The sequence below is a fragment of the Micromonospora sp. M61 genome, from assembly GCF_018070245.1.
Lineage (GTDB): Bacteria > Actinomycetota > Actinomycetes > Mycobacteriales > Micromonosporaceae > Micromonospora > Micromonospora zamorensis.
On the sequence record NZ_JAGPYA010000004.1, the window covers coordinates 13,622 to 31,550 of the forward strand.

The window sequence follows — 17,929 nt, forward strand, 5'->3', positions numbered from 1 at the left end:
GGGCTTGCCCCGGGTCCGGAAGACCCCAGCCTGTACGACCGGTCAGGGTTTGCGGGCCACCGCGCCGTAGATCGAGGCGTCAGCCAGCGCTGGCCGCTGCTCCGGCGGCACCTGCGGGCGCCACTCGGTGACCGGCACGATGCCCGGCTCGGCCAGCTCCAGGCCGGTGAAGAAGCGGGCGAACTCCGCACGGTCGCGGGGCACGGCGTCCTGCTTCATCCGGCCGGAGGCGAACTCGGCGTACATGCGCTCGACGATCTGGTTGGGGATGTGGTCGGTGGTGAAGTGGGTCAGCGCCAGCCAACTGCCTGACGGCAGCGCGTCGAGCAGCCGGGCGACGTGCTCGTGTGGGCGGTCGTCGTCGGTCAGGAAGTGCGTCACGGCGATCAGCACCAGGCCCACCGGCTGGGACAGGTCAAGTGTGGTGTGCAGTTGCGGGTCGGCGAGGATCTTCTCCGGGTCACGCAGGTCGGCGTCGAGGTAGGCGGTGGCGCCGGCCGGGTCGCTGGTCAACAGCGCCCGAGCGTGGACCAGCACCATCGGGTCGTTGTCGACGTAGACCACCCGGGACTCGGGCACGACAGACTGCGCCACCTCGTGGGTGTTCTCGGCGCTCGGTATGCCGGTGCCGATGTCGAGGAACTGCCGGATGCCGACCTCCTCGGTGAGGAACCGGACGGCCCGGCCGAGGAAGGCCCGGTTCTCCCGGGCAAGGGTGCGTACTCCCGGGTAGACGGCCGCGATCTGGTCCCCGGACTCCCGGTCGACAGCGAAGTTGTCCTTGCCGCCGAGCCAGTAGTTGTAGCGGCGAGCCGGATGCACCACAGTGGTGTCGACCCGGTCGGCACCCCGACCCTCGGATGATTCCGACGTGGATGGCACCGTCACGAGACCTCCCCAGGTCACCCGGCTGCATCGCCGTGTGGCACGACGCACGATCTGACCATGGTAGGTGCTGGACATGCGAGCGAGGGGCCCGTCCGGGCCTCGCCGACCGGCGGCGACACCGTAGGAAACCGCTTACCAGCACGCTATTGACGGTCATCACTGGCTGTCAGTACCGTGATGCGGGCAGCAAGAAAGCGCTTTCCGACCCTCACCGTCCAACAGGGAGCGAGCGCCCCCATGCCCCGACACCTCCGCGCGTTCTGCCTCATCCTGCTCACCATCGCCGCCGTGGTGAGCACCACCACCGCCCTGCCCGCCGAAGCCGCCCCACGCTTCCGGGTGCTGGTCTTCTCCAAGATCACCAACTTCTACCACGACTCGATCCCGGCCGGCATCGCCGCGATCCAGCAGCTCGGCGCCGCCCACAACTTCGAGGTCGTCGCCACCACCGACGCCGCCGCGTTCACCGACGCCAACCTCGCCACGTTCGACGCCCTGGTCTTCAACAACACCAACTCGCTCCCGACCTCGGGCGACCTGCTCAACGCCAGCCAGCGGGCCGCGCTGCAGACGTTCATCCGCAACGGCGGCGGCTGGGCCGGCCTGCACGCCGCCTCGGCGAGCGAGCGTGACTGGCCCTGGTACGAGGGCCTGGTCGGCACGATCTTCGACTACCACCCCGACTTCTCCTCCACCGGCGGCACCTTCCCCGGCCGGGTGAAGGTGCTCGACCGGGCGCACCCCTCCACCCGCAACCTGCCGGAGCTCTGGGAGCAGAGCGAGGAGTGGTACAACTGGCGGACCAACCCGACCGGCAACGTGCACACCCTCGCGCAGATCAAGGTGCGCGACGGGATCAACGGGCTGGACGAGGGCGTCGACCACGCGTACTCCTGGTGTCAGCGCTACGACGGCGGCCGGTCCTGGTTCACCGCCGGCGGGCACGCCAGCTCCCAGTTCAGCAGCGCGACGTTCCTGGAGCACCTGCGCTACGGCATCGAGTGGGCGGCCGGCGCTGTCGCCGGCGACTGCTCGGCCACCAGGACCAGCAACTTCGAGCGGGTGGGGCTGGTCACCGAGAACCTTGCCGACCCCTTCGAGTTGGCCGTCGGCCCGGACCGGAAGGTCTACTACATCCAGCGCACCGGCGCGCTGAAGGTGGTCAACTCCGACACCCTCCAGGTCACCACACTGCTGGACTTCGCCTACACCTCGGCGATGACCGACCAGTCCGACGGGCTGCTCGGGATGACCCTCGACCGCAACTTCGCGAGCAACGGCTGGATCTACCTGCTCTGGTCGGACAAGACCCTCAAACAGCTCAACCTGTCCCGGTTCACTGTCGCCAACAACAGCGTCGCGCTCTCCTCGGAGAAACGCCTGCTGGCCATCCCCACCTACCGGGGCGAGGGTCGGGCCAACTCGCACATGGGCGGTTCGCTGGCCATGGACGCGGCCGGGCGGCTCTACGCGGCGATCGGCGACAACACCGACCCGTTCGCCTCCAGCGGCTACACGCCCGTCGACGAGCGGGCCGGCCGCGCCGCCTGGGACGCCCAGGGCACCGCCGGCAACACCAACGACCTTCGCGGCAAGATCCTGCGGATCACCCCACAGGCCGACGGTACGTACACAGTGCCGAGCGGAAACCTCTTCCCGGCCGGCACCGCGAAGACCCGCCCGGAGATCTACGCGATGGGCATGCGCAACCCGTTCCGGATCACCGTCGAGCCGCAGACCAACGCGGTGCTGGTGGCCGACTACGGCCCGGACGCCCGCACCGCCGATCCCAACCGTGGCCCGGAGGGGACTGTCGAGTTCAACCGGATCACCGGTGCCGGCAACTACGGCTGGCCGTACTGCGTGGGCAACAACATCCCGTTCAACGACTACAACTTCGCCACCAGCACCTCCGGGGCGAAGTTCAACTGCGCCGCGCCGGTCAACAACTCGCCCAACAACACGGGCCTGACCACCCTGCCGGCGTCGAAGTCCGCGCTGGTCTGGTACGCGTACTCGGCCTCCACCCAGTTCCCCGAGGTCGGCACCGGCGGCGGCGGGCCGATGAGCGGCCCGGTCTACGACTACGACCCGGCCAACACCCGCACCACGAAGTTCCCCGAGTACTTCGAGGGCAAGTGGATCACCTATGAGCTGACCCGCAAATGGTTCAAGACGCTGTCGATCCACAAGACGGCGCAGACCTTCAGCAACGCGCGCTTCGGCCCCACCGCCGTGGGTGACCTCCAGTCGATCAACGGGATCTTCGGCAACATGAGCTGGATCCAGCCCTTCGAGGCAGAGTTCGGCCCGGACGGCTCGCTCTACGTCATCGACTTCGGCGAGGGCACCGGCAGCGGGCGCGGCGGCAGCAACGCCGGCGCGGGCATCTACCGCATCGACTACGTCGCCAACGGGCGGCCACCTGCCGTGAAGATCGCCGCCACCCCGGACAGCGGGCGCACCCCACTCGCCGTGACGTTCTCCTCGGCCGGGTCATCCGCCGGTGACGGTTCGGCGCTCAGCTACGCCTGGGACTTCACCAACGACGGCAGCACCGACTCCACAGCGGCCAACCCGAGCCACACCTACTCGACCGCCGGCAGGCACACCGCCCGGCTGACCGTCCGCAACAGCGGCAACGGGTTGACCGCCACCGCGGTCACCGAGGTGGTGGTCGGCAACACCCGGCCCACGGTGACCATCACCGTGCCGGACGGGGGCTTCTTCGACTTCGGCGACAAGATCCCATACACGGTGACCGTCACCGACCCAGAGGAGACCACCATCGACTGCTCGAAGGTCACCGTGCAGACGCAGCTCGGTCACGACTCGCACGCCCATCCGCTGGACGTCTACACCGGCTGCTCGGGGCTGCTCGCCACCGAGGCCGACGCCGGTGACGGGCACGGGCCAGGGCAGAACCTCTACACCGTGGTCACCGCGCAGTACACCGACGGCGGCGCGGCCGGCGGCGTACCGGCACTGACCGGCTCGACCCGGGCCCAGTTGCAGCCCAAGAGCAAGGAGGCCGAGCACTTCACCGCCCAGTCCGGCATCATCGTGAACGACCGGGCGACCGCCCGCGCCGGCAAGCGGCTCGGCGAGGTCGACCACAACGACTGGGTGGCGTACGGACCGGTGGACCTGCGCAACGTCGGCTCGGTGACGCTCGGCGTGACCAACGGCGGGCTCGGCGGCACCATCGAGCTGCGGACCGGCTCCCCCACCGGCACCCTGGTCGGCGCGGCCACCATCGGCTCGACCGGCGGGTGGGACAACCTGGTGTCGCCCACCGTCACGCTCACCAACAAACCAGCCGGCACCACCACCCTCTACGCGAAGTTCGTCAACGCCGCCCAGGTCGGCGGCACCCCGGACCTGCTGTCGCTGGACTGGCTGCGGTTCAACGGCGCCGGGGTCAAACAGGAACCGGGCGGGACGCTCTCCCTCACGGCCAACCCGGCCAGCGGCACCGCGCCGCTGACCACCACGCTCACCGCCACCGCGACAGCGCCGTCCGGGCAGAGCATCACCGACTACGCGTGGGACTTCGGTGACAACAGCACCATCACGCACGGGGCGACGCTGCGATCGACCGCCCACAGCTATCCCCGCAAGGGGACCTTCACCGCCCGGGTCACGACCACCTACACCAGCGGGGAGACCCGCTCGCTCAACCTGACCATCACGGTCAACTGATGATCGAGCGGTGGCGGGCAGGGATCGACCTGTCCGCCACCGCCGGGCCCAAGGCCAAGAGGGGTCTGCTTGCGAGTCGCCGAGCCTATCGGTCAGCCGGCGCTGCACGTCGGCGACGACCTGCTCGGCATCCCAGATCGCGGTGCGCGGCAACCGTTGCGATGGCGGCTGCCGGTATCCGGCCAGCCCCGCCAACTGCCAGCAGGTCCTGCGCTCGGCCTGCGACAACAAACCAGCCACGACGGCCCGCGCCGCCAGCCGTTGTTCGCTCCAGACCATCCTCGAACACCAACTGCCGCCGGGCAGGGTTTACGCTGTGGCTCACAGTCACTGCATGATCTTCGGCTTCCTCACACCATCGATGATCATGCAAGGAGCCGTGCTCAATTGAGGCACCGCACCGGAGGCGACGTGGCGAACCAGTTCCAGAAAGCTATGCGGTTGATGCGCAGCAACGACGCACAGACCCAGGAGGACGGGTTCCACCAGCTGCGGCCCCACGTCGTGCAGCACCTCGACGAGCTGATCATCGAGTTCAACCGCGAGACTGCCCATGGCCTGCGCTGCTGGTTACTCGAACTGATCGGTGAAGCCCGCGCCGAACAAGCCCTGCCTGTGCTCATCGACCAGCTCCACGGCGACGACGAATCGCTGCGGTTCTGGGCTGTCAGAGGCCTCGAACGGCTCGACACCAAACAAGCACGTCGCGGGCTGTACCAGGCCCGCACTACCGGCTTGATCCCCTGACCCGCGAAGCCAGATCGCGAAGCGTCACTGGAGTACCAGGCCGTGCTTCTGAAGTGCTCGTGTTGGGCCTACTCGCAACGGTGGGTAGCCTGCCGGCATGGCGAAGGTTGTCACCTACCTGGAGATGAATACCGCCAAGGACCTGCGACCTGGGAAGGTGGTGCCGGACCTTTTCCTACGGCGCGTTGACGGTGGCCTGCCGCTCGTGCGTGCCACCACTGCTCAGGTCGGAGGCCCGTACGGGTGGCGGAGTGCGTCTCGCACGAATGAAGAGTGGCAGGAGTTGATGCAGTGTCGTCCGCTGCGCCAATACTGGCTCATCGCTCTGAAGGACGAGACCGTGGGGGTTGCAAATTTGGAACCCCAGCCTCACGGAGATGTGGAGATCACCACCTTTGGGCTGTTGCCCGAATATGTCGGGAGGGGTCTCGGTGGCCATGCGCTGACGCTGACCATCCGGCAAGCATGGGACAGTGAGGCCGTGGAGTCTCCGGCTGTACGCAGGGTTTGGCTGCACACATGCTCGTTGGACCATCCGAATGCACTACGCAACTATCAGCGACGCGGCTTGACTGCCTATCGCACGGAGGTCGAAGCCGAGTAATAGTCACGCCAACGAACCCGACTCGAAGACGATTCGCCTACTGTCGTTGCCGTACTAGGCTTCCGCCATGCTGATCATCGATGGCGCGGGCCGGTGGACTGCACCCGCCGGGGCCGCCAACGACTGGGTCGAACAGCTGAGAGTGCCGGACCTGTCGGTGGGGACGTACTGCATCCCGGCGGGCGGTTTCGACGCCCAGAGCCCGCACACCGAGGACGAGATCTACGTGGTCACCGCGGGGCGGGCCCGGATCGTGACCCCGGACGGTGCCGCCGAGGTGGGCCCGGGGTCGGTGATCTTCGTGCCGGCTGGCGAGGAGCACCGGTTCGACGAGGTGACCGAGGACCTGGCGCTGCTGGTGGTGTTCGGCCCGGCGTACGGCTCGCGCGCTCCGGCTCCGCGAGCCGAGTAGGGCGGACGGGTCGCCAGCCCGGAGGTCGACGTCTGTCGTGAGTGGACCCAACGAGTGGGGAGGTGGCCACCCGAGGGCGAGCAGGTAGATGTCCAGGCGTCGGGCCTGGCAGCCGCCCCGGTCAGTTGCGGGGCCAGACCTGGACCGGCACGTGCGGGAGGGCCACGGTCAGGAACTGTTCCGTGCGGCGGTCGCGCAACACGCAGTCCGGCCAGGTGTCCAGCACCTCCGGCAGGGTGCGGTGTCCAAGGGCCAGTTGGAGCAGGGCACCCGGTCGCCCTCCATTGTCGTGCCGTGTCTCCCGTGGGTTCAGATACGGGTTCGCCCTCCACAATGGTTGCACGCTCGAACCATCTGGTTGTACCGTCGAACCATGCAGCCTGGCGAGATCGACGCGGCGCAGGAGGCCCTGATGCGGTTCGTCCGCAACTTCGGCCTCCACCAGCCCGACCGGACTCCCTGCGGGCAGCCACTGCCGGTCTCGGAGGCGCACGCCATGGTGGAGATCGCCCGGGAGGCGCAGATCCGGCAGGTGGAGCTGGCTCGCCGACTGCGTCTGGAGAAGAGCACCGTCAGCCGGCTGGTCACCAACCTGGTCAACAGGGGCTGGGTGCACCGGGAGACAGCCGAGGGCGACGGTCGTGGCGTTCTGCTCCTGCTGACGGCCGCGGGCACCACCGCCGCCGCCCGGCAGGCCGACGCCCGCCGGGACCGGCTCACCACCCTGCTCGATCGCGTCCCCGACGACCAGCGCGCGGCAGTGGTGCGTGCGCTCCAGACCCTCGCGGAGGCCACCAATGAACCGTCCTGACCGCCCTCGTGCCCATCGGGCCCTGCTCCTGGCGGTCGTCGCTGCCACCGCGCTCAGCGGCGGCTGCGCCGACGACCCGGCACCGTCGACACCGACGGCCAGCTCCAGCCGACAGGCCGACGTCGCCGAGCGAGGCGCGTCCGTCATGCCGTTCGATCTGGATCGCACCACGCACCGCTTCACCAAGACCGACACCGGTGGCGTGCAGACCGTGGTCGCCGACGACCGCCAGGACACCACCCAGATCACTCTTGTCCAGCAGCATCTGACCGCCGAGGTCGAGCGGTTCCGGCGTGGCGACTTCGGCGATCCCGCCCGCATCCACGGCACCGAAATGCCCGGCCTGGCAGCGCTTCAGGCACACGACGGGCGGATCACCATCGAGTACGCGACCACACCCGACGGCGCACAGGCCACCTACACCACCGACGACGCCGCGCTCCGCGATGCCCTGCACCACTGGTTCGACGCACAGGTCAGCGACCACGGCGAGCACGCCACCCGCTAGGCGACACCGTCGCCCGCCCGGGCCGCGTGTCCTCGCCGCCGCCAGAGCACGGTGCACCCCACGGCCAGGGCCAGCCCGAGCAGCGGCGCGACGCCGACCCCGGCGAGCGTGCAGGCCACCGCCAGCAACGCGGCCGGCACCCAACACCAGGCGGGCACGGTCCGCGGCACACGACCGCGCCGACGGGCCGCGGCTTCCACGGCCATCGGCACCACCAGCACCGGCAGCGCGGCGGCCAGGAGCGTCAACCAAGGCAGCACGAGGCGGTCGAAACGCGCCACCGCCAGCACCCCGCCGAGGACCGCGACGACCAGCATCGCCGTACGAGCCGGCACGCGGGGGGCCAGGCCACGGATCGCCAGCGCCCCGGAGTACGTGGTGGTCAACGCGGCGGCGAAGACCGCCACAGCGACGAACAGATTCGCGTACGCGGCCAGCCCCGAGCCGGCGGCCAGCAACGCGACCACGTCGGCCGAGCCGGTCCGCAGCCACAGCCCGGCGCCGGCGATCACCCCGAGCAGCGCGGGCCCGATCAGCAGCCCCACGCACCAGGCCAGGTCCCGCCGCCGGGCGAGGCCGACGCTGAAGTCCGACGCGCGCAGCGCGAACACCGCCGCGTAGCCGATCAGCGCGGCGGCGTCGGCGAGCCCACCGGCGGCGAGGCGAACCGGCGCACCGGGTGGCGGCAGCACCGTCAGGCACCAGCCGACCAGGACCACCGCGCTGAGCGTGGTGAGCACGGCGACCCGGTTGCCGAGCCGGGCCGGCCCCCAGGAGACGGCCAGCACCGCCACCTCCAGCAGCACCGGCCCGGCCCAGCCCGGCAGGTCCGTCAGGGCGGCCAGGGAGGCCCCGCCGAGCCCGACGTTGAACCCGTTCCAGCCGACCATCGACACGGCCAGCACCGCCGCCAGCAGCAGCCGTGACGTGTTGCCCAGGTAGGCGGGCAGCACCGCGGTCAGCGTTCCACCGTCGCCGAGCGGCCGGCGCAGGCCGATCCGGCCCTGCCCCCAGAGCAGCGCCGTCATCAGCACCCCGCCGACCAGCAGCCCGGCGACCGGCATCGCGCCGCCGTGCCGGGCCGCCATCGCCGCGCCGAGCACCAGCGTGGCGGGCGCGGTGCCGATGCCCAACCACGCGCCGACCGCCGCCGGCCAACGCCGCTCGGCAGTCTCAGACAACGTGGCGCAGGTAGCCGGCTATCGCCGCGTCCAGCACCTCCGCGCCCGGCCGCGCCCACACCTCGGCGGAGAAGACCTCCACCTCGATCGGGCCGCCGTAGCCGGCCGCGTCGACCGCCTCGCGCAACCGGCGCAGCTCGATGCACCCGTCGCCGGGCAGCGCTCGCCCGAGCAGCACCCCCTCGGGCAGCGGTGTCACCCAGTCGCAGACCTGGAACGCGGCGATCCGGGAGCCCGCCCGCGCGATCTGCGCGTACACCGTGTCGTCCCACCAGACGTGGTACGCGTCCACGACCACGCCGACCACCGTCGGGTCGAACCGCTCGGCTATGTCCAGGGCCTGACCGAGGCTGGCGATCACGCAGCGGTCGGCGGCGAACATCGGGTGCAGCGGCTCGATCGCCAGGCGTACGCCGGCGGCCTCGGCATGCGGGGCCAGCTCACCGATCGCGTCCGCGACCCGCTGCCGGGCACCGTCGATGTCCCTGCTGCCCGGCGGCAGCCCACCGGACACCAGCACCAGCTCCGGGGCGCCCAGCGTGGCCGCCTCCTCGATGGCCAGCAGGTTCTGCGCGCGCCAGTCGTCGGTGGAGAAGAAGCCGCCCCGGCACAGCGAGGTGACGGTGAGACCGGCGTCGCGGACCAGCTTCGCGGACCGGGCCAGCCCATGGTCGGCGACCGGCTCCCGCCACAGCCCGACGCCGGGCACCCCGGCGGCCACGCAGCCGGCCACCACGTCGGGCAGCGGCCACCGCTGGGCGGTCGCCTGGTTGAACGAGAAGCGCGCGAGGCTCTGTGGGCTTGTCGTTCGCGACTGCGGGGCTCGCAGGACCGGCTCACTCCTCGCGCTCACTGCTCCACCCCCGCCACCGTGAACAGCGCCCGGGCGCGGGAGGCGGCCAGGTCGGCGTCCGGCAACAGCCCCGCCGCGTCGGCCAGGGTGAGCAGCGTGGCCAGATGTGCCGGGGACCGGCCGGACTGCGCGCCGCCGACCATGGTGAAGTGGTCCTGGTGCCCGGCAAGCCAGGCCAGGAAGACGATCCCTGTCTTGTAATGCCAGGTCGGGGCCGCGAACAGGTGCCGGGCCAGCGGCACGGTCGGCGCGAAGATCTCGTCGTACGCCGCCAGGTCGCCCCGGTCCAGGGCGGCCAGCGCGGCGACGGCGGCCGGTGCGATGGCCGCGAACACCCCGAGCAGCGCGTCGGAGTGCCCCACCTCGTCGCCCCGGATCAGGTCCGGGTAGTGGAAGTCGTCACCGGTGTAGAGGCGTACCCCGGCGGGCAGTCTGCGGCGCAACGCGACCTCCCGGCCGGCGTCGAGCAGCGACACCTTGATGCCGTCCACCTTCGACTGATGTGCCTTGATCAGCTCGACGACCGTGTCGGCGGCCAGGTCCAGGTCGACCGCACCCCAGTAGCCGGTCAACGCCGGGTCGAACATCGGGCCTAGCCAGTGCAGCACCACCGGCTCGTCGGCGGCGCTCAGCAGCTCGTCGTACACCCGGAGGTAGTCCTCCGGGCCGCGCGCCGCGGCGGCCAGGTGTCGGCTGCACATCAGCACCGGCTGGGCGCCGGCCGCGCGTACGTCGTCGAGCTGCTCCAGGTACGCGGCGGTGACCGCCGCCAGGGTGGCCGGGCCAGCGGGCAGCTGATCCGTGCCGACCCCCGCGACGATCAACCCGCCCGCCGCGCGGGCCTCGGCGGCACTGCGGCGGATCAGCTCCCGGGTCGCCGGGTAGTCCAGCCCCATCCCCCGCTGGGCGGTGTCCATCGCCTCGGCGACCCCCAGCCCGTACGACCACAGGTGCCGCCGGAAGGCGAGGGTGGTGTCCCAGTCCACCGTCGCCGGGGCGCCCGGCACGTTCTCCGCGGTCGGGTCGGCGACGACGTGCGCTGCCGCGTACGCGATCCGGCTGGTCGCCGGCGCGGCCGGGCGGGCGAAGCCGCTCCCCCCGGCCAGCCGGTGCCGTCGCCCGCCCGGCAACACCACCTCGGCGGTCATGAGCGCAGCTCCGGCACCTCGATGCGACCACCCTCGCGGGCGGAGCGCAGCCCCAGCTCGGCGAGCTGCACACCGCGTGCGCCGGCCAGGAAGTCCCACCGGAACGGCTCACCGGCCACGACGTGCCGCAGGTACGCCTCCCACTGCACCTTGAAACCGTTGTCGAACTCCTCGTTGTCGGGCACCTCGACCCACTGGGCCCGGAAGTCCTCGGTGGCCGGCAGGTCCGGGTTCCACACCGGCTTCGGGGTGACCGCCCGGTGCTGCACCCGACAGTTGCGCAGGCCGGCGATGGCGCTGCCCTCGGTGCCGTCGACCTGGAACTCCACCAGCTCGTCGCGGTACACCCGCACGGCCCAGGACGAGTTGATCTGCGCGATGATGCCGCCGTCGAGTTCGAAGATCCCGTACGCGGCGTCGTCCGCGGTCGCCTGGTAGACCTGACCGGTCTCGTCGACCCGTTGGGGCACGTGGGTGGCGGTCACGCAGGACACGGCGGTGACCCGGCCGAACAGCTCCTCCAGCACGTAGTGCCAGTGCGGGAACATGTCGGAGGTGATGCCGCCGCCGTCCTCGGTCCGGTAGTTCCACGACGGACGCTGAGCGGGCTGCCAGTCGCCCTCGAAGACCCAGTAGCCGAACTCACCGCGCACCGAGAGGATCCGGCCGAAGAAGCCGCCGTCGATGAGGCGCTTGAGCTTGCGCAGGCCGGGCAGGAAGAGCTTGTCCTGCACGACACCGGTGCGTACGCCGGCCGCGTCCGCCGCCCGGGCCAGGTCGAGCGCGGCGGCGGTGTCCTCGGCCAGCGGCTTCTCCGTGTAGATGTGCTTGCCGGCCTCGATGGCCTGCCGGATCGCCTTCTCCCGCTGCTGGGTCACCTGGGCGTCGAAGTAGATCTCGACGTCGTCGCGGGCCAGCGCCGAGGTCAGGTCGGTGGTCCAGTCGGTCAGGCCGTGCCGCTCGGCGAGCTCCCGGAGTTTCGTCTCGTTGCGCCCGACCAGGACTGGCTCCGGCCAGATGGTCGTGCCGTCGGCCAGCGCCACGCCGCCGGATTCGCGGATGGCCAGCAGCGAGCGGACGAGGTGCTGGCGGTAGCCCATCCTTCCGGTCACTCCGTTGACGATGATGCCGATCGACCTGCGGGTCATGGTGTTCCTTCCGTCGTGCTGGTCGTGCCGATCCGCGCTCAGTGGTTGGCGGCCGCGCTGCCGAGCAACCCACGCAGGTCGGTGGCGAGGCGGTCGAAACGGGGGTCCGACATCACCTGCGCGTAGTCGCGGTGCGCCGGCAGCTCGACCGGAAAGGTGCGGATGATCCGGCCGGGCCGGGCGCTCATCACCACGACCCGGGTGCCGAGGAAGACCGCCTCGGCGATGGAGTGGGTGACCAGCACCACAGTGGTGTCGGTCTCCCGCCAGATCCGGTGCAGTTCGGCATTCATCTGCTCGCGGGTCAGCGCGTCCAGGGCGCCGAACGGCTCGTCCATCAGCAGCACCGGTGGGGAGTGCAGCAACGCACGGCAGAGCGCCACCCGCTGCTGCATGCCGCCGGACAACTCGTGCGGCAGGGCCTTCTCGAAGCCGGTCAGGCCGGTCATCTCGATCAGCTCGTCGGCCCGACGGGACGCCTGGGCCCGGTCCATGCCGCGCATCTCGGCTTGGAGCAGGATGTTGGCCCGGGCGCCGCGCCACTCCAGCAGCGCGGCTTTCTGGAAGACGAAACCGATCTCCTTCTGTGGGCCGCGTACCGGGCGCTGCAACAGCGACACCGCACCGCTGGTCGGCTTGACCAACCCCGCGACGATCTTCAGCAGGGTGGACTTGCCGCAGCCGGACGGACCGACGATCGTCACGAACTCCCCGGGCTCGATGTCCAGTGAGACGTCGTCCAGCGCGGTGGTCTGCGACCGTCGGGAGGTGAACCGTACGGTCACCCCGGACATCCCGATGGCGGTGCCGGTGGCTGCCGGCGCGGCGGTCACGGCGTCACCCCTGCGCCGCGTACGAGGAGTCCCAGTACGCGTTGGGTGCCCCCGGGTCCTTCAGCTCCGCGTAACGGGACATCAGGTCGATGGTCTCGGTCCACTGGGCCTCGGTGTTCACTCCGGGCGGGCCTTCGGAGCCGAGCAGCGGCAGGTTGAGGGTGAGCTGCTTGGTGAGCACCTCGGGGGCGGGCTCGTTCTCGGCGAGGGCGACCATCGCGCTGACCGCTCCGGCCGGGTCTCGTGCGGCGTCGGCCCAGGACTTCTGGGTGGCACGGACGAACTTGCGGGCCAGCTCCGGGTCCTTCTGCAGGGTCTGGGTGTTGGCGATCAGCCCGGTGCCGAGCAGGTTCATGCCGTAGTCGGCGAAGAGCAGCACGTCGACCTTCTTGCCGGTCTTGCTCTCGATGGTCGGCGCCTGGTCGTGGAAGAAGCCCATGATGGCGTCGACCTTGCCCTCGGCCAGGGCGGCGATCTTGCCGGCGGCGTCCACGTTGACGACCTTGACCTCGTCCTTCTTGACGCCGTTCTTCTCCAGCCAGGCCGGGAAGGTCGCGTAGAGGGCGTCGCCGGGCGTGCCGCCGACGGTCTTGCCCTTGAGGTCGGCTGGGGTCTTGATGTTCTCCTCGGTGAAGAACTCCACCGAGGACGGGCCCTTCTCCAGGTACGCGCCGAGGCTGCGCACCGGCATCCCACTGGCCACCGACTTGAGCAGCACCGGGCTGTCCGCCCAGCCGAAGTCGGTCTGCTTCTGGGCGACCTGCTTGACCGTGTTGCCCGAGCCGTTGCCGGGCAGGATCTTCAGGTCGATGCCCTCGGCGGAGTAGTAGCCCTTCTGCAGGCCGTAGTAGAACGGCGCGTGCTCGCCGTAGGGCACCCAGTTGAGGGTGAGGGTGACCTGTTTGCTGCCGTCGGCGCCGGTCTTGCCGGCGGAGTCGTCCCCGCCGCAGCCGGTGGCGGCGAGGAGCAGGGCTGCGGTGGCCAGGATGGTGGTGGCGGTGCGTTTCATCGGTGCCTCCGTGATGGGGTCGGTCAGGAGGTGGTGAGGGACACGCCGGCGCGGCGGCTGGCATGCCACGGGATGAGCAGTGCCTCGGCGATCTCGACCAGGACGAACAGGACGATGCCGATGGCGGACATCAGGATCAGGTCGGCGAACAGCAGCGGGGCGTCGAGGTTGCCGTTGGCCAGCAACAGGACGTAGCCGAGCCCTTCGCTGGCGCCCACGAACTCACCGACCACGGCGCCGACCACCGCGAGGGTGACGGCCACCTTCAGGCCGGCCATCAGGTGCGGCAACGCGTTCGGGAAGCGGATCTTGCGGAAGGTGCGCCACGGCCCCGCGCCCATCGTGGCGGCGAGGTCGAGCAGTTCCGGGTCGGTGGAGCGCAGCCCGGCCACGCCGGAGATGACCACCGGGAAGAACGCGATGAGCACCGCCAGGATGATCTTCGGGGTGAGGCCGAGACCGAACCAGACCACCAGGAGTGGCGCGATGGCGATCTTCGGGATGACCTGTGCGAACAGGACGATCGGATAGAGCGCCTTGTCGAGGGTGCGGGAGTAGGCGATGGCCACCGCGGTGGCCAGACCCAGTGCGGCGGCCAGCACGAAGCCGAGCACCGTCTCGTAGAGGGTGACGACTGTGTGTCGGGCCAGCTCGGACCACTGACCGGTCATCGTCTCCCAGACCTGGGCGGGTGTGGGCACCAGGTAGTTCGGGACGTACTCCTGCGCGGCCACGAACCACCACGCGGCGAAGACGACGGCGAGCAACAGCGCCGGACGCCAGAGCGAGTCGGCGAAGGCCGCCGCCCGGCGACCGAGCGTCGGTCGGGGTGGTCGGCCGCCGGTTCCGGGCGGTCGGCCCGCCACTGTGGACCGGCCCGGATCCTCGGCGGGTGTCGACGTTGCCGAGGCGAGCGACGCCGCAGCCGCCGGATCACCGCCCGCCGCCTCGGCGGCGGCCTGCCGGCCCGCCGTGTCCAGAGAGTTCTCGGTCACGCGGAACCTCCTCGGGGCCCGGCACGGCACCGATTTGACGGGCCGTTCGGCGGATCAGGCAAACGCTTTCCTGGAGCGTAGGCGGCGCCCTCACGCCGGGCAAGGCCTTTCCTCGATCTGTTTCCACCGATGCCTGGTGACCCAACAACTGTCCCGAAGGGACGGTCAGACGGCCGCCGGGTAGGTGTCCAGCAGGCCGCACATGCCGAGCCGACCCCGCTCGACCGGCTCGTCCACCGCGTACACCCCGGCCTCGGCCAGATAGCGGGGATCGCCTCGCTCCAAGGCGTCGAGCTGGCTGTCGGTGCTGGCGGCGGCCCGGCCCGCGCCGGCCTCCCATCGCTGCCGCCACCGCGCCAGCAGCGGCTGGCGCAGGGCGACCGCGGCGGCGTGGAAGGCGGCCAGCGCCGCCGGCCCGCCGGACCGCAGCGCCTGGAAGCCGGTCACCGCCAGATCCCGCCTGCGGTACGCGGCCCGCACGTCCGCGCCCGGCGCTCCCCCATCGGGTAGCGCGACCGCCGCGGCGTACGCGCCCGGATCGGCCAGCACGTCGGGAGGGAAGGTCAGCACCGCGTCGCCGGCCTCGGGCAGGCCGCTGTTCTGCATGAGCACCACGATGCTCAGCCCCCCGGTGTTGACCAGACGGTGCACGGTGCCCGGCTCGAACCAGACCACCACCCCCGGCCGCAGGGCTGTCTCCCGGAAGCCGGCGGTCGTCAGGGTCTGCACCGCGCCCTCGCCGTCGGTCACCACGTACCCCTCGGTGCAGCACAGGTGCACGTGCGGCGTGCCGCCGACCAGGCCATCCGGGGCGACGGTGTCGTAGACACGCAGCCGGGAGACCCCGACCCCGCCGGGCAGCGGGGCCGGCCCGTCAGGCATCGAAGGACTCCTCGGCGAAGCGATCGGACATGGCCGGGCCTCCCTGCGGGAAAGGGCTTTCTCTGCGGTACCGTGACGCTAGCCGGCACGGCGAAATGCCGTCAACAGACCAAGGGGGCGGGCCATGGCGACTCTGTCCGATGTGGCACGTCGCGCGGGCGTCTCCCCCGCCACCGCCTCCCGCGTCATCAACGGCAGCAGCAAGCCGGTCACCGACGAGCTGCGTGAGCGGGTGCTCGCCGCCGTCGCCGAGTTGCAGTACGTGCCGAATGCCCATGCCCAGCTGCTGGCCCGCTCGCACCGCAGCGCCGTGGGTGTGATCGTGCACGACGTCTCCGACCCGTACTTCGCCGAGATCACCCGTGGGCTGCAACGCGTCGCCACTGACCAGGGGCGGCTGCTGATGATCTGCAACAGCTACCGGGACCCGGACCGCGAGCTGGAGTACGTGGAGCTGCTGCGCGGCCACCAGGTGGCGGCACTGATCCTGGCCGGCTCCGGCTACCACGACGAGGCGTTCACCCGGCAGCTCAACGAGAAGCTCGCCGCGTACGAGGCCACCGGCGGGCGGGTGGCGGTGATCGGCCGGCACGAGCACTCCGGCGACGCGGTGATGCCGGACAACCGGGCCGGCGGCTACCTCGCCGGGCGGGAGCTGTGCGGGCTGGGGCACCGGGCGATCGGGGTGGTCGCCGGCCCGCGGATCCTGACCACCACGACCGACCGGCTGGCCGGCCTCCGGCAGGCCCTCACCGAGCAGGGCCGCGAGCTCCCGGAACGGCGCATCCGGTACGCGGAGTTCGACCGCGACGGCGGCGCGGAGGCCACTGCCCGACTGCTCGACGCCGACCCGGAGCTGACCGCGATCGTGGCGCTCAACGACTCGATGGCCATTGGCGGGCTCGCCACCCTCCGCGCGCGCGGGCTGGCCGTACCGCAGCAGATCTCCGTGGTGGGTTTCGACGACATGCCGATCGCCCGGGATGTGACCCCGGCGCTGACCACCGTGCGCCTGCCGCTGGTCGACATGGGGGTGCGCGCGATGTCCCTGGTGCTGGGTGCCGGGGCGCCGGCACCACGGGTCGAGGTGCTCCCCGCCGAGCTGGTTCGCCGCGACACCGCCGGTCCCGCCCCGCATTCCTCCCCCGCCACCGCCGCGTCGGCGCCGCGTGCCCGACGGGGTGACGCGAAGTCGTGACCGGCGCCAGCCCCACCCAGCGTGCCCTCCGGCCGGACGAGGTGGCGTACCTGCTCCGCGCGTCGCTCGGGTCGCACGTCCAGGTCAGGGACTCCAGTCCACTGGACGGCGGCGGGTACGCGACCGTCTGGTGGGCGCTGCTCGACGACGACCGCCGGGTGGTGCTGAAGCTGGCCCCGCCGACCGGGACGCCACTGCTGCGCTACGAGCGCGGGCTCTGCGCGGCCGAGGCCCGCTACTTCCACCTCGTCGCCGAGCGTGCGCCGCAGGTGCCGGTGCCCGAGGTGCTGCACCACGGCACCGACCCCGCGTACGGCGAGTGGTTGGTCACCGCGATGCTGCCCGGCCGGTCGCTGGTCGACCTGGTCGAGGGTGGTGTCGACGACGGCCCGGCGCGATACGACCTCGGGGTCGCCCTCGCCGCGTTGCACCAGGTCACCGGCGACCGGTTCGGGTACGACGACGACCGTCCCGGCGCGTCGACCTGGCGGGCCGCGTTCACGGCGATGCTCGATGCGCTGCTCGCCGACGCGACCGACTGGAACGTCCGGCTTCCGGTCACCCCGGCACGCCTGCACGCGCTGGTGCAGCGGCACGCCGCCGTGCTGGACGAGGTGCGCCGGCCGGCATTGCTGCACTTCGACTGCTGGGACGGCAACGTGCTGGCCGCGCCCGACCCGGACGGCCGGTGGCGGCTGCGTGGCCTGGTGGACGGCGAACGGTTCCTCTATGGCGATCCACTGCTGGACCTGGTCTCGCCACTGCTCTTCCGGCGTGTGGAGGAGGAACCGGAGCATCCCCTGCTGCGTGGCTACCAGGCCACCGCCGCCGAGCCCCTGCTGCTGGACGCCTCCGCGCGCCGCCGGTTGGGTCTCTACCGGCTGCACCTGTACCTGCTGATGACTGTGGAAATGCCCAGCCGCGGCATGACCGTTAGCACCCACGCGGGGCGGCATGCCCGGGTGGCAGGTCTGCTCGACGAGGAGATCGCCGCGCTCGCCTCGGCCTGA

Annotated in this window: 17 protein-coding genes and 1 pseudogene; 8 read left to right on the top strand and 10 right to left on the bottom strand. The window is 71.0% G+C overall.

Annotation, left to right across the window (positions count from 1 at the left end):
* Positions 1–42 precede the first annotated feature (42 nt).
* The gene (locus tag KBX34_RS03390; protein ID WP_307871317.1) at positions 43–888 is read right to left on the bottom strand and encodes an SAM-dependent methyltransferase; all 846 of its coding nucleotides are present in this window, start codon (positions 886–888) and stop codon (positions 43–45) included.
* A gap of 237 nt (positions 889–1,125) precedes the next feature.
* On the opposite strand from KBX34_RS03390, the gene KBX34_RS03395 reads away from it, so the two are divergent.
* From KBX34_RS03395 to KBX34_RS03410, 4 genes are all read left to right on the top strand, one after another.
* Positions 1,126–4,590, top strand: a complete 3,465-nt coding sequence (locus KBX34_RS03395; protein ID WP_210923191.1) for a ThuA domain-containing protein — start codon at positions 1,126–1,128, stop codon at positions 4,588–4,590.
* Positions 4,591–4,659: 69 nt separating this feature from the next.
* Positions 4,660–5,337 carry a HEAT repeat domain-containing protein gene (locus KBX34_RS33355; protein ID WP_247671416.1) on the top strand — a complete coding sequence of 226 codons (678 nt, stop codon included), beginning with the start codon at positions 4,660–4,662 and terminating at the stop codon, positions 5,335–5,337.
* 97 nt (positions 5,338–5,434) lie between these two features.
* Positions 5,435–5,941 carry a GNAT family N-acetyltransferase gene (locus KBX34_RS03405; protein WP_210923193.1) on the top strand — a complete coding sequence of 169 codons (507 nt, stop codon included), beginning with the start codon at positions 5,435–5,437 and terminating at the stop codon, positions 5,939–5,941.
* 67 nt (positions 5,942–6,008) lie between these two features.
* Entirely contained in the window at positions 6,009–6,353 is a 345-nt protein-coding gene (locus KBX34_RS03410; protein WP_099854149.1) for a cupin domain-containing protein, read from the top strand.
* 121 nt (positions 6,354–6,474) lie between these two features.
* On the opposite strand, the pseudogene KBX34_RS03415 reads toward KBX34_RS03410, so the two are convergent.
* Positions 6,475–6,627 (bottom strand): annotated as a pseudogene (locus KBX34_RS03415) (GNAT family N-acetyltransferase); the annotation flags it as partial.
* A gap of 99 nt (positions 6,628–6,726) precedes the next feature.
* On the opposite strand from KBX34_RS03415, the gene KBX34_RS03420 reads away from it, so the two are divergent.
* A complete protein-coding gene (locus tag KBX34_RS03420) occupies positions 6,727–7,164 on the top strand; it encodes a MarR family winged helix-turn-helix transcriptional regulator (RefSeq protein WP_210923195.1) in 438 nt (145 codons plus the stop codon).
* A complete protein-coding gene (locus KBX34_RS03425) occupies positions 7,151–7,672 on the top strand; it encodes a hypothetical protein (protein WP_210923197.1) in 522 nt (173 codons plus the stop codon). The genes KBX34_RS03420 and KBX34_RS03425 overlap by 14 nt, the downstream gene beginning before the upstream one ends.
* Here the strand turns inward: KBX34_RS03425 and KBX34_RS03430 are convergent.
* The 8 genes from KBX34_RS03430 to KBX34_RS03465 all read right to left on the bottom strand — a co-directional run bounded on the left by KBX34_RS03430 (position 7,669) and on the right by KBX34_RS03465 (position 15,721).
* Positions 7,669–8,853 (bottom strand): hypothetical protein, encoded by a 1,185-nt coding sequence (locus KBX34_RS03430; RefSeq protein WP_210923200.1) that lies wholly within the window; start codon positions 8,851–8,853, stop codon positions 7,669–7,671. The genes KBX34_RS03425 and KBX34_RS03430 overlap by 4 nt on opposite strands.
* A complete protein-coding gene (locus tag KBX34_RS03435) occupies positions 8,846–9,682 on the bottom strand; it encodes a sugar phosphate isomerase/epimerase (RefSeq protein WP_088951792.1) in 837 nt (278 codons plus the stop codon). The genes KBX34_RS03430 and KBX34_RS03435 overlap by 8 nt, the downstream gene beginning before the upstream one ends.
* Positions 9,683–9,702: 20 nt before the next feature.
* Positions 9,703–10,854 carry a dihydrodipicolinate synthase family protein gene (locus KBX34_RS03440; protein WP_210923202.1) on the bottom strand — a complete coding sequence of 384 codons (1,152 nt, stop codon included), beginning with the start codon at positions 10,852–10,854 and terminating at the stop codon, positions 9,703–9,705.
* Complete coding sequence (locus KBX34_RS03445; RefSeq protein ID WP_210923203.1) at positions 10,851–12,002, bottom strand: Gfo/Idh/MocA family protein; 1,152 nt, start codon at positions 12,000–12,002, stop codon at positions 10,851–10,853. Before KBX34_RS03445 ends, KBX34_RS03440 begins: the two co-directional genes overlap by 4 nt.
* Positions 12,003–12,040: 38 nt before the next feature.
* Complete coding sequence (locus KBX34_RS03450; protein ID WP_247666864.1) at positions 12,041–12,796, bottom strand: ABC transporter ATP-binding protein; 756 nt, start codon at positions 12,794–12,796, stop codon at positions 12,041–12,043.
* Positions 12,797–12,839: 43 nt separating this feature from the next.
* Positions 12,840–13,844 carry an ABC transporter substrate-binding protein gene (locus KBX34_RS03455; RefSeq protein WP_088948509.1) on the bottom strand — a complete coding sequence of 335 codons (1,005 nt, stop codon included), beginning with the start codon at positions 13,842–13,844 and terminating at the stop codon, positions 12,840–12,842.
* Positions 13,845–13,867: 23 nt separating this feature from the next.
* Positions 13,868–14,839, bottom strand: a complete 972-nt coding sequence (locus KBX34_RS03460; RefSeq protein WP_210923205.1) for an ABC transporter permease — start codon at positions 14,837–14,839, stop codon at positions 13,868–13,870.
* Positions 14,840–15,004: 165 nt separating this feature from the next.
* Positions 15,005–15,721 (bottom strand): cupin domain-containing protein, encoded by a 717-nt coding sequence (locus KBX34_RS03465; protein WP_210923207.1) that lies wholly within the window; start codon positions 15,719–15,721, stop codon positions 15,005–15,007.
* Between the two features lie 124 nt (positions 15,722–15,845).
* On the opposite strand from KBX34_RS03465, the gene KBX34_RS03470 reads away from it, so the two are divergent.
* Both KBX34_RS03470 and KBX34_RS03475 read left to right on the top strand, forming a co-directional pair.
* Positions 15,846–16,919, top strand: a complete 1,074-nt coding sequence (locus KBX34_RS03470) for a LacI family DNA-binding transcriptional regulator (RefSeq protein ID WP_210923209.1) — start codon at positions 15,846–15,848, stop codon at positions 16,917–16,919.
* Positions 16,916–17,929, top strand: a complete 1,014-nt coding sequence (locus KBX34_RS03475) for a phosphotransferase family protein (protein ID WP_210923210.1) — start codon at positions 16,916–16,918, stop codon at positions 17,927–17,929. Before KBX34_RS03470 ends, KBX34_RS03475 begins: the two co-directional genes overlap by 4 nt.